The 14,318-nt window shown below is 73.5% G+C and carries 10 protein-coding genes; 6 read left to right on the forward strand and 4 right to left on the reverse strand.

Annotated elements, in window-relative coordinates; all coding sequences use genetic code 11:
* The first annotated feature begins 143 nt into the window (after positions 1 to 143).
* The 5 genes from IW248_RS30235 to IW248_RS30255 all read left to right on the forward strand — a co-directional run bounded on the left by IW248_RS30235 (position 144) and on the right by IW248_RS30255 (position 9,639).
* Entirely contained in the window at positions 144 to 3,707 is a 3,564-nt protein-coding gene (locus tag IW248_RS30235; protein WP_196929629.1) for an ATP-dependent helicase, read from the forward strand.
* Between the two features lie 79 nt (positions 3,708 to 3,786).
* Positions 3,787 to 7,224 carry an ATP-dependent helicase gene (locus tag IW248_RS30240; protein ID WP_196929630.1) on the forward strand — a complete coding sequence of 1,146 codons (3,438 nt, stop codon included), beginning with the start codon at positions 3,787 to 3,789 and terminating at the stop codon, positions 7,222 to 7,224.
* 226 nt (positions 7,225 to 7,450) lie between these two features.
* Entirely contained in the window at positions 7,451 to 7,654 is a 204-nt protein-coding gene (gene cspE / locus IW248_RS30245; protein WP_007464836.1) for a transcription antiterminator/RNA stability regulator CspE, read from the forward strand.
* Positions 7,655 to 7,878: 224 nt separating this feature from the next.
* On the forward strand, positions 7,879 to 9,192 hold the full coding sequence (locus IW248_RS30250; RefSeq protein ID WP_196929631.1) for a DEAD/DEAH box helicase: 1,314 nt from the start codon (positions 7,879 to 7,881) through the stop codon (positions 9,190 to 9,192).
* A gap of 246 nt (positions 9,193 to 9,438) precedes the next feature.
* The gene (locus IW248_RS30255; protein WP_196929632.1) at positions 9,439 to 9,639 is read left to right on the forward strand and encodes a hypothetical protein; all 201 of its coding nucleotides are present in this window, start codon (positions 9,439 to 9,441) and stop codon (positions 9,637 to 9,639) included.
* Positions 9,640 to 9,868: 229 nt separating this feature from the next.
* Here IW248_RS30255 and IW248_RS30260 read toward each other — a convergent pair whose 3' ends face one another.
* From IW248_RS30260 to IW248_RS30275, 4 genes are read right to left on the reverse strand one after another with little or no spacing between them, the layout of a single operon-like run.
* Positions 9,869 to 10,309, reverse strand: a complete 441-nt coding sequence (locus IW248_RS30260; protein WP_196929633.1) for an RrF2 family transcriptional regulator — start codon at positions 10,307 to 10,309, stop codon at positions 9,869 to 9,871.
* Between the two features lies 1 nt (position 10,310).
* Entirely contained in the window at positions 10,311 to 11,195 is an 885-nt protein-coding gene (locus IW248_RS30265; RefSeq protein WP_196929634.1) for an ABC transporter permease, read from the reverse strand.
* Positions 11,185 to 11,964, reverse strand: a complete 780-nt coding sequence (locus tag IW248_RS30270; protein WP_030490447.1) for an ABC transporter ATP-binding protein — start codon at positions 11,962 to 11,964, stop codon at positions 11,185 to 11,187. Before IW248_RS30270 ends, IW248_RS30265 begins: the two co-directional genes overlap by 11 nt.
* Positions 11,961 to 13,025 (reverse strand): ABC transporter substrate-binding protein, encoded by a 1,065-nt coding sequence (locus IW248_RS30275; protein ID WP_196929635.1) that lies wholly within the window; start codon positions 13,023 to 13,025, stop codon positions 11,961 to 11,963. Before IW248_RS30275 ends, IW248_RS30270 begins: the two co-directional genes overlap by 4 nt.
* A 173-nt stretch (positions 13,026 to 13,198) precedes the next feature.
* Here IW248_RS30275 and IW248_RS30280 point away from each other — a divergent pair, with 173 nt between their 5' ends.
* Positions 13,199 to 14,314: an LLM class flavin-dependent oxidoreductase gene (locus IW248_RS30280; protein ID WP_196929636.1), complete on the forward strand. Its 1,116-nt coding sequence runs from the start codon at positions 13,199 to 13,201 to the stop codon at positions 14,312 to 14,314.
* The last annotated feature ends 4 nt before the right edge of the window (positions 14,315 to 14,318 follow it).

The raw sequence follows: 14,318 nt of genomic DNA on the forward strand, positions 1-14,318 counted from the left end.
CCGGGTTGATCATGGAGTTGGCGACGTCGCTGTCGGCGTGTCGCGCCGCTAACTTCATGATCGGCGGGGGTGGATGGGGTGCGGTGGTGGGGTTGGGGTTGGGGTTTGGGGTGGGTGTCGTATGGGTCTGATGGGATGAGCTGATGCAGGCGTACCGGTTGGTGCGGCGGCCCGGAGGGCCGGCGCGGGAGGGCGGGGGGACGCCTGACCGTGCTTCCGTGCCTGGCAGCGGCGGCACGTCTGGGGGCGTTGTCGGCGCGGCGGGTGGGCCCGACGGCGTGGCCGGGCCCGCGCCGGCGGTCGGCGGCAGCGGCTGGCGGGTCGATCGGGTGCAGGCCGAGGTGGTCGGGCACACCGACGGGCCGATGCTCGTGCTCGGAGGCCCGGGCACCGGCAAGACCAGCACGCTTGTCGAGGCGGTCGCCGCCCGGGTGGCCGAGGGGGTCGACCCCGAACGGATCCTCGTGCTGACCTTCGGCCGCCGAGGCGCCACCGCGCTGCGGCAGCGCATCGAGGCCCGGATCGCGCAGGACGGCCACCGGGTGCTGCGCGAGCCGCTGGTGCGCACCTTCCCGGCGTACGCCTTCGGGTTGCTCCGCCGCGCCGCCGCCGAGCGGGGCGAACCGTCGCCCCGGCTGCTCACCGGCCCCGAGCAGGATCTGATCATCCGTGAGCTGCTGGACGTGGTGGGCGAGGAGCCCGAGGACGACCCGATCGGCTGGCCGACCGACCTGCGCCCCGCCCTACGGACCCGGGCGTTCGCCGGCCAGCTGCGCGACCTGCTCATGCGCGCCGCCGAACGCGGCGTGGGCCCGATCGACCTGGCCCGGCTGGGTGAGAAGCTAGGCCGCGCCGACTGGCCGGCCGCCGCCCGCTTCCTCCGGGAGTACGTCGCAGTGCTCGCGCTGCGCGACGTCAGCAACCGAGGCTCCATCGCGTACGACCCGGCGGAGCTGGTCCGGGCGGCCACCGGGCTGCTGCGCGACGACGAGGAGTTGCTGGCCGCCGAGCGCCGCCGCCTCGCCCACGTCTACCTCGACGAGTTGGCCGACACCGACCCCGCCCAACTGGAGTTGCTCTCGGTCATCGCGGGCGGGGGCAAGTCCCTGGTCGCGTTCGCCGACCCGGATTCCTCCACGTACGCCTTCCGGGGCGCCGATCCGGCCGGGGTGGCGATGTTCCCGCACCGCTTCCGGACGGCTTCCGGCGCGCCGGCCGCGCAGGTGCTGCTGACCACGTCGTACCGTGCCGGGCCGGATCTGCTCGCGGCGATCGCCCGGCTGGGTCGCCGGCTGCGGGGTCCGGCCGCGCACCGCCGGCTGCACCCCCTGCCGGACGCGCCGCCCGGCGTGGTCGAGGTGCACACGTTCCGCTCGGCGACCAGCGAGGCCGCCTGGTTGGCCCACGCGCTGCGTTCGGCTCACCTGCTCGACGGCGTGCCCTGGTCGCGGATGGCGGTGCTGGTGCGGTCGACCGCGTTGCAGCTGCCCACCCTGCGACGGGCCCTGCACGCCGCCGGCGTACCCACTGTGGTGCACGGGGAGGATCTGCCCCTGCACCTGCAACCGGCGGTCGCGCCGCTGCTGCTCCTGCTGCGCTGCGCCTTGGAGCCGGAACGACTCGACGAGGAGGCGGCCGTCGCACTGCTGCACTCGTCACTGGGCGGGGCCGACCCGCTGGCCGAGCGGCGGCTGCGGCAGGGCCTGCGCGCGCTCGCGTTGGCCGGCGGTGACCGACGCCCCTCCGGGGAGCTGATCGTCGAGGCGTTGCAGGACCCGGAGGAGTTGGCGGGCATCGAGCGGCGCTGGGCGGAGCCGGCGCAGGCGGTGGCCGGGCTGCTGGCCATCGCACGCGAAGCCGCCGCCCGGCCGGGTTCGACCGCCGAGGACGTGCTCTGGGCCGTCTGGCACGCCAGTGGTCTCGCCGAGCGGTGGGCCGGCGCGATCAACCAGGGGCGCCCGGAGGCCGGCGAGGGCGACCTGGCCCGGCGGCGGCGGGCCGAGGCCGCCGACCGCGACCTGGACGCCGTGCTGGTCCTCTTCGACGCGGCGGCCCGGTTCACCGACCGGCTGCCGGGCGCGCGCGCCGAGGTCTTCCTCGACCACGTGCTCGCCCAGGACCTGCCGGCCGACACCATCGCGCCGACCGCCGACCGGGGTGCGGCGGTACGCCTGCTCACCGCGCACGCCGCGAAGGGCCTGGAATGGGATCTCGTCGCGGTGGCCGGCGTACAGGAGGGCATCTGGCCGGACCTGCGACTACGCGGCAGCCTGCTCGGCTCCGAGCGACTGGTCGACGTGCTGGCCGGCCGGTCGGTCGACGGCGCGACAGCGGCGAACGTGGTGGGTCAGACCTCAGCGTTGCTGGACGAGGAGCGTCGGCTCTTCCACGTCGCCATCAGCCGGGCCCGGCACCGACTGCTGGTCAGCGCCGTGGCGTCGGCCGCCGTCGGCGGTGACGATCACGAGGAGCAGCCGAGCCGGTTCCTGCACGAGCTGGGCCCGAGCACCCCGCCCACGCCGCCGAGCACCCCGCCCACGCCGCCGAGCACGCCCGGCCCCCCGCCCACGCCGCCGACAGCGCCCGGCCCGCCGCCCGGTCCACGCAGCGAGCCGTCCTCGGGCGGCACCGGAGGCGGTGCTGCGGGCGAGACCGGTGATGAGGAGCCGGACCGCCCCGGGGCACTGCCGGTGACCCGTCCACCTCGGGCGCTCACCCTGCCGGCGTTGGTCGCGGAACTGCGTACCGCCATCACCGACCCGGCCGCCCCGGCGGCCCGGCGGCGCGCCGCGGCGGCCGAACTCGCCCGGCTCGCCGCCGCCGGGGTGCCCGGCGCGCACCCCGACGACTGGTGGGGGTTGCGGGTGCTCTCCGACGACCGGCCGCTCGTCGACGACGGAGACCCGGTGCGGGTCACCCCGTCGGCCATGGAGAGCGCCCTGCGGTGCAGCCTCCGCTGGCTGCTGGAACGGCATGGCGGCAGCGGCCCGACCAGCACCGCGCAGGGAGTCGGCAACTTGGTGCACGCTGCCGCGATGCTCGCCGAGGACGCCAGTGCCGACCGCGGCGCGCTGCTCGACTACGTGGCGGCCCGGTTCGACGCGATCGAGCTGGCGGCCCGGTGGATGGCCGGGCCGGAGCGGGAACGCGCCGAGGCGATGGTCGACAAGTTGCTGCGCTGGCTGGCCACCAACCCGCGTCGGTTGCTCGCGATCGAGCACGAGTTCGCCGTCCGCCTGGATGATCCGAATCGGCCCGTCGACCTGACCGGTCGGGTCGACCGGCTGGAGGTCGACGAGGCCGGGCGGCTCGTGGTGATCGACCTGAAGACCGGCAAGTCCACAGCTGTCACCGGCAGCGACCTGGCGGAACACCCACAGCTCGGCGCCTACCAGGCGGCGGTGGAGGCGGGGGCGTTCGCCGAGTTCGGTGACGAGTCCGGGGGTGCCGCGCTGGTGCAGCTCGGGACCACCGCCAAGGACGCCAGGGAGCAGAACCAGCCGGCGGCCAGCGAGGGGCCGGCGGCCGGTTGGGCGACCGCGCTGGTCCGGCGGACCGCCGATACGATGGCAGCCGCCACGTTCGCCGCGGTGGCCAACTCGAAGTGCCGGGTCTGCCCGGTGCGCACCAGCTGCCCGGTCTCCGGGCAGGGCCGCCAGGTCGTCGAGCCGCCCACCGTCCGGCGCGCCCGTGAGGGTGAGGAGTGATCTTGCGAGCCCAGTCACGACCTGGGACGGCACCCGTGAGGGCAAGGAGTGCGCCGGTGTTGGGAACCGAGACGGCACGGTGAGTCAGCCCACCCTGTTCGGCGCGGGTCCCGCGCCGACGCCCCGGCTCGCGGACTCCGGCCCCCGGTACACGCCTGTGGAGCTGGCCAAGCTGCTGCGGTTGCCGGCGCCCACCCGGGAGCAGGCCGCGATCATCGCCGCCCCGGTGGAGCCGCTGCTGGTGGTCGCGGGCGCCGGGTCGGGCAAGACCGAGACGATGGCCGCGCGGGTGGTCTGGCTGGTGGCCAACTCGTACGTGCGGCCGGAGCAGATCCTCGGGTTGACCTTCACCCGCAAGGCGGCCGGCGAGCTGGCCCATCGCGTACGGGCCCGGCTCGACCAGCTGATCCGCCGCCTCGGCCGGCAGGGACGGGACCCGCTGGACGATCCGCTCGCGGGCGAGCCCACCGTCTCCACCTACCACTCGTACGCGGGGCGGATCGTCACCGAGCACGGGCTGCGGGCCGGCTACGAGCCGTCCACCCGGCTGCTCACCGAGGCGTCCCGCTGGCAGTTGGTCGACCTGCTGGTGCGCAACTACGACGGCGACATGTCCGAGGTGGACCGGATGCCGAGCACCATCACCGACGCGGTGCTGGCGCTCGCCGGGGAGTTGGACGAGCATCTGGTCGCGCCGGACGACCTGGCGGCCTGGACCGGTCGGTTCTTCGCCGAGGTGCAGTCCCGGCCGGGTCGGGTGTACGCCGACGTGCGCAAGGCACTCGGCCTCCAGCAGACCCGGTTGCGCCTGTTGCCGCTGGTGCGGGCGTACGCCCGGCGCAAGGAGGACTTCGAGGCGATGGACTTCGCCGACCAGCTCGCCCGGGCGGCCCGGGTGGCCCGGGACCACCCGGGGGTCGGTGTGATCGAGCGGGACCGCTTCCGGGTGGTGCTGCTCGACGAGTACCAGGACACCAGCCACGCCCAGGTGGTGTTGCTCAACGCCCTGTTCGGCGGTGGGCACCCGGTGACCGCGGTGGGCGACCCGTGCCAGTCGATCTACGGCTGGAGGGGGGCCAGCGCGGGCACCCTGGACCGGTTCCCCACCGAGTTCGCCCGCGCCAACGGTGAGCCGGCCCCGGCGCTGGGGCTCACCACGAGTTGGCGCAACCGACCGGAGATCCTCCGGGTGGCGAACGCGCTCTCCACCCCGCTGCGGGCGGCGGGTGCCCGGGTTCCGGAGCTGCGCTCCGCGCTGACCGTCCGGGACCCGATCCCGCACCGCAGCCCGAGCGGTGCGGCCGGCGGCACGGTGCACTGCGCGATGCTGCCCACGTACGCCGACGAGGCCGACTGGATCGCCGACAGCGTGCTCGCAGCCTGGCGCGGGGCGGCCGGGATGCCGGGCGCGGCCCCGGAGCACATCCCGGTGGCGCAGCGCCCGACGACCGCCGTGCTGGTCCGGGTCCGCAGCCAGATCCCGGCGATCGAGTCGGCGCTGCGTGCGCGGGGCCTTCCGGTCGAGGTGGTCGGGCTGGGTGGCCTGCTGGACACCCCCGAGGTACGCGACGTGGTGTGCACGCTGCGGGTGCTGGCCGACCCGACAGATGGCGCGGCGCTGCTGCGGTTGCTCACCGGCGCCCGTTGGCGGATCGGGCCGCGTGACCTGGTGGCGTTGCACCGACGGGCTCGGGCCATCGCGAACGCCCGGCGACAGGTGGCCGCCGACGACGACGCCGCCGAGATCAGCCCCGACCTGTTGGACGAGGCGACCCTGGTGGAGGCGTTGGCCGACCTCGGGCCGGCGCAGGCGTACTCGGCGGAGGGTTTCGCGCGGCTGCGCGCGTACGGCCGGGAGTTGGCGCTGCTGCGCTACCGACTGGACCAGGCGCTGCCGGACCTTATCGCGGACATCGAGCGGACCATCGGCCTGGACGTGGAGGTCGCGGTGCGGGCCGGCCGGGACGGCGCCGGCGACGCGGGCCTGGCCCGGGGGCATCTGGACGCGCTCGGCGACGTGGCGGCGCGGTTCAGCGGGGAGACGCCCGGCGCGACCCTGTCCGGCTTCCTGTCCTACCTGGCCGCCGCCGAGGACGAGGAGCGTGGTCTCGCGCCGGGTGAGGTCGAGGTGGTGGACGGCGCGGTGCAGGTGGTCACCGCGCACGCGGCCAAGGGCCTGGAGTGGGACGTGGTGGCGGTGGCCGGGCTCAGTCGTGGGCTGTGGCCGGGGCCGGTGCGCAACTCCGACCACTGGCTGGGTGGGCTGGGCGTGCTGCCGTTCCCGCTGCGCGGCGACGCCGACGGGCTGCCGGAGCTGGCGCTCGACGAGGCGGAGGACCAGCGGGCCGTGGCGCGGGCGGTGACCGACTTCACCGACGCGTGGCGGGCCCACGACGAGCGGGAGGAACGCCGGCTGACGTACGTGGCGGTGACCCGGCCGCGCCGGCTGCTGCTCTGCTCCGGCTACTGGTGGGGGGAGGGCACGAAGCGACCGCGGGGTCCGTCGGTCTTCCTGCGTGAGATGTACGACGCCTGCCTCGACGGCGGGCCGGGGCACCTGATCGACGCGTGGGCGCCGGAGCCGACCCCCGACGCGACGAACCCCACGGCCGAGGTGGTGCTTCGCGCGGAGTGGCCGGCCGACCCGCTGGGCGGTCGCCGGCCGGCGTTGGCCGAGGCGGCCGGGCTGGTACGTCGCCTGATGGCCGACGGTCCGGCGGCGGCGCTTCCGGGGCCGGTCGGGCCGGTGCTTGCCGGGCCGGTGACGGCGCACGGGTCGGAGGTCGAGCTGGCCGAGCCGGTTGAGCCGGAGGTGGATCCGGAGGTGGCGCGCTGGCAGCGCGAGGCGGACCTGCTGTTGGCGGAGCGCGCCGAGCTGACCCGGCTCTCCGGTGCGGTCGAGGTGGCTCTGCCCGGGGCGCTGAGCGTCACCCAACTGGTCGCGTTGCGGCGCGATCCGGCGGCGCTGGCCCGTACGCTGCGTCGCCCGGTGCCGACCGAACCCAACCCGTACGCCCGTCGAGGCACCGCCTTCCACGCCTGGTTGGAGCAGCGCTTCGGAGCCGACCGTCTGTTGGACCTGGACGAGCTGCCCGGCGCGGCCGACGCCGACGCCGCACCCGACGAGGCTCTGGTCGAGCTTCAGGAGCGGTTCCTGGCCAGCGAGTGGGCCGACCGGTCACCGGTGGAGGTGGAGGTGCCGTTCGCCACTGTGATCGCCGGAGTGGTGGTGCGGGGCCGGATGGACGCGGTCTTCGCGCGGCCGGGTGGTCGGTTCGACGTGGTCGACTGGAAGACCGGCGCGCAGCCCACCGGGTCGGCGGCCGAGGTGGCCGCCGTGCAGCTGGCCGTGTACCGGCTGGCCTGGGCGGAGCTGGCCGGTGTGCCGGTCGACCGGGTGGGCGCGGCGTTCCATTACGTCCGACACGGGGTGACCGTCCGGCCCGCCGATCTGCTGGATGTGACGGGCCTCACGGCCATGATCGCCCAGTTGCCCGAGGATTCTGCCCGAAGTTGACCACTGCGGGGAAAACCGTGGTAGGTTGAACGGGTTGCAGTTTTGGTTACCAGAGACTCTGTGTGCGCCTGGCGGGATTGTGGCCCCAGGCGCTCTTTGTTGTGTCCGGAGTTCTCCGGGCGGGGCGACCAGAAGCGACAGGCGATTCGCGCATCCCCGCGCGGAGCGCTCCTCTTCGGGCACGCAACAAGTGCGTGACCGACGTTCCGTCAAGGAGACGAAACACATGGCTATTGGCACCGTGAAGTGGTTCAACGCTGACAAGGGCTTCGGCTTCATCACCCCCGACGGCGGCGGCGCCGACGTCTTCGCCCACTTCTCGGCGATCCAGTCCTCCGGCTACCGGAGCCTGGACGAGAACCAGCGGGTCGAGTTCGAGGTGACCCAGGGCCAGAAGGGCCCGCAGGCGGAGAACATCCGCCCGCTCTGATCTTCGGATCGGTCAGCATTACCTGTCGCGCCCTCCGGGTGTGACGGTGACGGGACCGGCCCGCCCCGCCGCCGCCTGCCTACGCAGGCGACGGCCCGGCGGCGGGCCGGCCTGTACTCCCTTTCGGTTCGTGCTTGTGAGTCCTGGCGGCCTTTTTCCGCTGGTGACAGCGCCGACTTCGGCGCCCTCCCTCGACACGTGCCGCGTCGAGGAAAGGCCTCCGCATGACCACAGTTATTCCGTCTTTCGCTCATACCGGTCTGGCTCCCGCACTGCTCAGCGCGTTGACCGCGCAGGGCATCAACGAGCCGTTCCCGATCCAGTCGGCGACGCTGCCCGACTCGCTCGCCGGCCGGGACGTGCTGGGCCGGGGTCGTACCGGTTCCGGCAAGACCCTCGCCTTCGGGCTTCCGCTGCTGTCCCGCACCGCCGGCCGTAAGGCGCGGCCGGGTCGCCCGCTGGCCCTGGTGCTGGTGCCGACCCGCGAACTGGCCCAGCAGGTCACCACCGCCCTGGCCCCGTACGCCCGCGCCGTCGGGCTGCGCTGCGCCACCGTCGTGGGCGGGCTGTCGTTGCAGCGGCAGGCGGACGCCCTGCGCGCCGGCACCGAGGTGGTCGTCGCCACCCCAGGCCGGCTGCACGACCTGATCAACCGTGGCGACGCCCGGCTCGACCAGGTCGAGATCACCGTGCTCGACGAGGCCGACCAGATGGCCGACATGGGGTTCCTGCCCCAGGTCACCAAGCTGCTGGAGCAGGTCGCGCCGCGGGGGCAGCGGATGCTCTTCTCCGCGACCCTGGACGGCGGCGTGGACCGGTTGGTCCGCCGCTTCCTGAGCAACCCGGTCACCCACTCGGTGGACCCGGGCACAGCGACGGTCACCGCGATGACCCACCACGTGCTGCACGTCGACGCCGCGGACAAGCCCGACGCGCTGACCCGGATCGCTGCCCGTGAGGGCCGCACCATCCTGTTCATGGGCACCAAGCACCGCGCCGACCGGCTGGCCCGCCAGCTGCTCTCCAAGGGCGTACGCGCGGCCGCGCTGCACGGCGGCAAGTCCCAGCCACAGCGCACCCGGATCCTGGAGCAGTTCCGCAACGGTCAGGTGACCGCCCTGGTCGCCACCGACGTGGCGGCCCGTGGCATCCACGTGGACGGCCTGGACATGGTGGTCAACGTGGACCCGCCGACCGAGGCGAAGGACTACCTGCACCGAGGCGGCCGTACCGCCCGGGCCGGCGAGTCCGGCTCCGTGGTCACCCTGGTCCTGCCGGAGCAGCGTCGGGACGTGTCCCGGCTGATGGCCACCGCCGGCATCCGGCCCGAGTCGGTTCAGGTGCGCGCGGGTGACGGGGCGCTGGCCCGGGTGACCGGTGCCCGCGAGCCGTCCGGAGTGCCGGTGACCATCGTGGCTCCGCCGGCGCCCGTCGCTCGGGTACGCACCTCCGGTGGCTCGGCCACCGACGGTGGCGCCCGGCCGGCGCACCGCGCGTCGGGCCGCTCCCGCCGCCCGCGTCGCCCCCGTACCGTCTGATCTTCTGCGCGTCGACCGACCCGTTCCGCTTCGGCGGGGCGGGTCGGTTTCGTTTGCGCGGTGTTCCGGGCCGGTCGGCTGTCCGTGCGGCCCGACCGGTCAGCCGGCCGCGCCGGTCGGCTCACTCTGCTGAGTCGGTAATCAGCCTCCGCTGGGTCGGCTGGCCGACTGCGCCCCGGCCGGTCGTGGTCGAGGCTGACCGACGGGGGAAGTCGGGCGGGGGGCCCGGCGCGGGGAGGGGTGACCATGGCGGGCGAAGCCGGCTCGGGCGCACTGCGTGAACTGATCCTGGTGGTCGCGGTCGCGCTCGCCGGATTGTTGCTCGCCATGGTTGCGGCCTTCGCACCCTGGCACGCCACCCCGGCGGGTAACGCTCCCGCCGGTCTGGTGGAGCTGCACAGTCCCGGCGACCCGGGCCCCGGCCCGGCGACCGCACACGTGGGCTGAGCAGCGACCGGCCTACCGGCGCCGGCGGAGGGGCAGGCCCGGTCAGGATCGGTACGAGATGTGGTCGGGTCGGGAGGGGCACCGGCCCGACCACATCACCGTCGCCGCTCCCGGCCGCGCCTCTCGCGCGCCGATCTTGCACTTTCGGTTGTCGATATGACGGGGCCTGCCCCTTATGCCGGGACAGTAAGTGCAAGATCGCGGTGTGGAGGCGGTCCGGCCTGCGGACTCAAGACGTGGTGGGGGCGTGGGTGAGCAGGTCGGCCAGGGTGGTGCTGTCGACCACCGTGGCGATCGCCCCGTGCACCGCCAGCCAGACGTCGGTGAGCCCCGCGGCCACCCCGTGATAGCCGGCCCGCTCGGCCGGTAGACCGCGCACCGTCGTGAGCGAGCCCCCGACCGCGCGCAGCACGTCTCCGACGGTGATCTCGTCGGCCGGGCGGGTCAGCGCGTACCCGCCGTCGGCACCGCGATGGCTGTGCAGCAGACCGGCCCGGCGCAGGTCGAGCAGGATGCCCTGCAGGAAGCTGAGCGGGATGTCCTGCACCTCGGCCAGGCTGGCCGCCTTCACCAACTCGCCGACCCGGTCGCCGCCGTCGCCGCCACCGGCGGTGGCGGCGACGGCGAGCATCGCCCGGAGCGCATAGTCGCTGCGCGCGGAGACGAACACGTCACTGACCAGCCTGGTCCAGTACGCCCCAGCGGCGCCGGATCGCCTTGTCCGCCGCGCCGAACGCGGCGTCCACGACCAGGCCGACGACCAGGATGACGATCATCGTGGAGAGCAGCCAGGGTGAGTCGGACAACTCGCGGGAGTAGGTGAGCTGGGCGCCGAGCGAGGTCTGTGAGATGCCGACCACGAGCAGCTCACCGGCCATCAGGCTGCGCCAGGAGAAGGCCCAGCCCTGCTTGAGCCCGGCGACGATCGCCGGCAGGGCGGCCGGCGCGATGACGTACCGGTAGAGGTTGAGCCCCCGGGCACCCAGGTTGCGGCCGGCGCGTTTCAGCAGTGGCGGCACGTAGTCCACTCCGGAGATCACCCCGTTGGCGATGGACGGCGCCGCACCGAGCACCACCACGAAGAAGATCGCCTTCTCGCTCAGCTCGAAGAGCAGGATGGCCAGCGGGAACCAGGCGATCGACGGCATGGTCTGCAACGCGGTGATCATCGAGCCGATGGCGGCGCGCAGCACCGTGGATCGGGCCACCGCCAGGCCGAGCAGCAGGCCGACGGCGACCGAGAAGACGTACCCGAGGGCGGCCCGGCGGAGCGTGGTGACCAGGCCCTCCCAGAGCTGCGGGCCCTGGGCCTGGGTCATCAGCTCGCGGCCGACCTCCAGCGGACCGGGCAGCGAGTACGGCGGCTTCCAACCCGAGAGGACCACGAGTTGCCAGGCGGCGATGGCGATGGCCAGCGCGGCCAGCTTGGGCCAGGTGGCCGACCAGATCCGGGTGCCCCGGGAAACCTCCTTGTCCCGACCGGCGATCTCCAGCGCGTCGAGGCCGGTGATCTCCGCGTCGGTACGCGCCGAACTGGTGAGGGTGTCATTGGCCATGGCGGCCCACCTCCGTACGGAGCCGCTCGGTGACCTCGGCGGCGATGGCGGCGACCTCGGGGGAGTCGATCCGGCGAGGGCGCGGGATGTTCACCTCCGTGGAGTAGATGATCCGACCGGGCCGGCTGGAGAGCAGGATGATCCGGTCGGCCAGTCGGGCCGCCTCGCGGACGTTGTGCGTCACGAAGAGCACCGAGAGCTTGCGCTCGGACCAGATCCGTTCCAGCTCGTCGTGCAGGATGTCCCGGGTCATCGCGTCCAGCGCGCCGAACGGCTCGTCCATCAGCAGCACCGGAGTGTCCAGGGCCAGCGTGCGGGCGAGCGCGACTCGCTGCCGCATTCCGCCGGAGAGCTCGTGTGGGCGCTTGCGGCCGAAGTCGGCCAGGTGCACCGTGCGCAGCAGCTCGGCCACCCGCTCGCGGCGTTGGGCCCGGGGGAGCCGGCGCAGCTTGAGGGGCACCTCCACGTTGGCGTCGACGGTCAGCCACGGGAAGAGCGCCGGCTCCTGGAACATCAGGCCCGGGTTGGCGTCACCGGCCAGGGTGATCTGCCCACCACTGACCCGGTCCAGCCCGGCCACCAGGTTGAGCAGCGTGCTCTTGCCGCAGCCGGACGCGCCGACCAGACAGACGAACTCGCCGGGCGCGACGTCCAGCGACACACCGTCCAGGGCCAGGACGGCGTTCGCCCCGCGCCCGTACACCTTGGTCACGCCGGAGAGCGCGACCGCGGTGGTCGCGCTCTGCGGCGTCGTCGTGGTCGACGTCATGGCTGGACGACCTCGGGCTTGCCCTGCGCCTTGAGCGCGTTGTTGAGGTACTTCAGGTCGTACAGGCCCTTGAGGTCCACCGGCTCGGTCAGTCCCACGTCGACGGCGTGGTCGAGCCCGGCCTTGAGGGAGGACGAGATCGGGTCGTTTGTGAACTCCAACGTCGGCCACGCCTGCTTGATCAGCTTCAGGTCCAGCGGCTTGCCGGTGATCTTGCCGATCGCGTTGGAGATCGCCTGCTGCGCCTCGTCGGGCTTGCTGTTGACGAACTCGTTGGCGGCCACCTGGCCGTCGACAAGCTTCTGCACCACGTCCGGGTGTGCCTTGAGGAACTTCGTGCTCACCAGCAGGTTGGTGATGACGAACTTCTTGTCCGGCCACAGGTCGCGCTCGTCGACAAGCACCTTGCCGCCGGCGTTGACCAGGCGGGAGACGAACGGCTCGGGCACCCAGGCACCGTCGATCGCGCCGCTGTTGAACGTCTCGACGGTCTGGGCGTTCTCCTGCGGCACGATCTTGACGTCGCCCCCGCCCTCCTTGGTGGTGGTGAGGCCCTGCTGCTTGAGCCAGTAGCGGATCGCCACGTCCTGGGTGTTGCCCAGCTGCGGGGTGGAGATCTTCTTGCCCTTCAGGTCCTGCACGCCGGTGATGCCGGGCTTGACCACCAGCGCCACGCCGCCGGAGGCCGCGCCGGAGATGACCCGGACGGCCGCACCCTTGGACTTGGAGAAGGCGTTCACTGTCGGGTTCGGGCCGATGTAGGTGGCGTCCAGCGCACCGGAGAAGACCGCCTCGATGGCGGCCGGGCCGGCGTTGAAGGTCTTCGGGTCCAGCTTGACGTCGGTGCCGAGCTTCTCCGCGAAGATGCCCTTCTCCACGCCGACGACCGCCGGCGCGTGGGTGATGTTGGGGAAGTAGCCGAGGCGCAGCGTCACCGGGCCGGAGCTGCCGCCCGTGCCCTCGCTGTCGTCGCCGCACGCGGCGGTGCTGCCCAGGGTCGCCGCGCCGACCACGGCGAGGGTGGCCAGGGTGACCAACCGGCGCAGGGGGAGCCGTCTCATCGTCCATCCAATCCGCAGTATTCCTACTTAGTTGGTAGGAAGAGTGGGCCAGGCTGCGGTCAGCGTCAAGACCCATCCACATGGCGGGATGGCGCGTCTCAGTCATGTCTGTATTTCCTACCAGCTTGCTAGGGTAATCGGCATTCGGTCACCGGCAGAGAGGCGACTTCGCGATGACCTTCCACTGGTTCCTGCCCACCTCCGGCGACGGCGACCAGGTCGGCGCCGCCACCGTCACCGCGGGGGCTGCGAGGCACGACCGGGCCGCGACGGTGGCCTACCTGGCCGAGGTTGGCCGGGCCGCCGAGGCGAACGGATTCACCGCCGTTCTCACGCCGGTGGGCGCCGGCTGCCCCGACCCGTGGATCGTCTGCGCGGCGGTCGCCCAGCACACCGAGCGGCTCGGCATGCTCGTCGCGGTCCGGGCCGGTTTCGCGCTGCCGACCCTGATCGCCCAGCAGGCCGAGGCGTTCCAGGCCGTCTCGGGTGGCCGGCTGTCGCTCAACATCGTCACCGGGGGCGACCCGGCCGAGCAGCGGGCGTACGGCGACTTCCTCGAGCACGACGACCGCTACGCGCGCACCGGCGAGTTCGTCGAGGTGCTTCGCCGCGCCTGGGCCGGCGGGCCGTTCGACTACGCCGGAAAGCACTACCGGATCGACGGCGGGGGCCTGGCCACCCCGCTCGCCGCGCCGCCGCCTGTCTACTTCGGCGGCGCGTCCCCGGCTGCCGAGACGGTGGCCGCCCGACAGGCCGACGTGTACCTGATGTGGGGTGAGCCGCCGACGTCGATCGCGGCCCGCGTCGCCCGGGTCCGGGCGCTCGCCGCCGGGCACTGTCGCACGTTGCGCACGGGCCTCCGGCTGCACGTCATCGCCCGGCCGACCGGCGCCGAGGCGTGGGCGGAGGCCGACCGGCTGCTGGTCGGTATGAGCCCCGAGCGGATCGCCGCCGCCCAGGCCCGATTCCGCCGGATGGACTCGGTGGGTCAGGCCCGGATGGCCGCGCTGAACACCGGCCGCACCGACGGGCTCACCGTCGCACCGAACCTCTGGGCCGGCGTCGGCCTGGTCCGCGAGGGCGCCGGCACCGCGCTTGTCGGCAGCTACGCCGAGGTCGCCGCCCGCATCGACGAGTACGCCGCGCTCGGCGTCGACGAGTTCATTCTTTCCGGCTGGCCGCACCGCGAGGAGGCCGAGCGGGTCGGCGCCGAGGTGCTGCCCCTGGTGACGGCCCCGGTCGCGGCGGCTCCGGGAAGGTCGCGGGTGGCGGAGGTGTCGACGCGCTAGGGTC

The organism is Micromonospora ureilytica, assembly GCF_015751765.1.
Lineage (GTDB): Bacteria > Actinomycetota > Actinomycetes > Mycobacteriales > Micromonosporaceae > Micromonospora > Micromonospora ureilytica.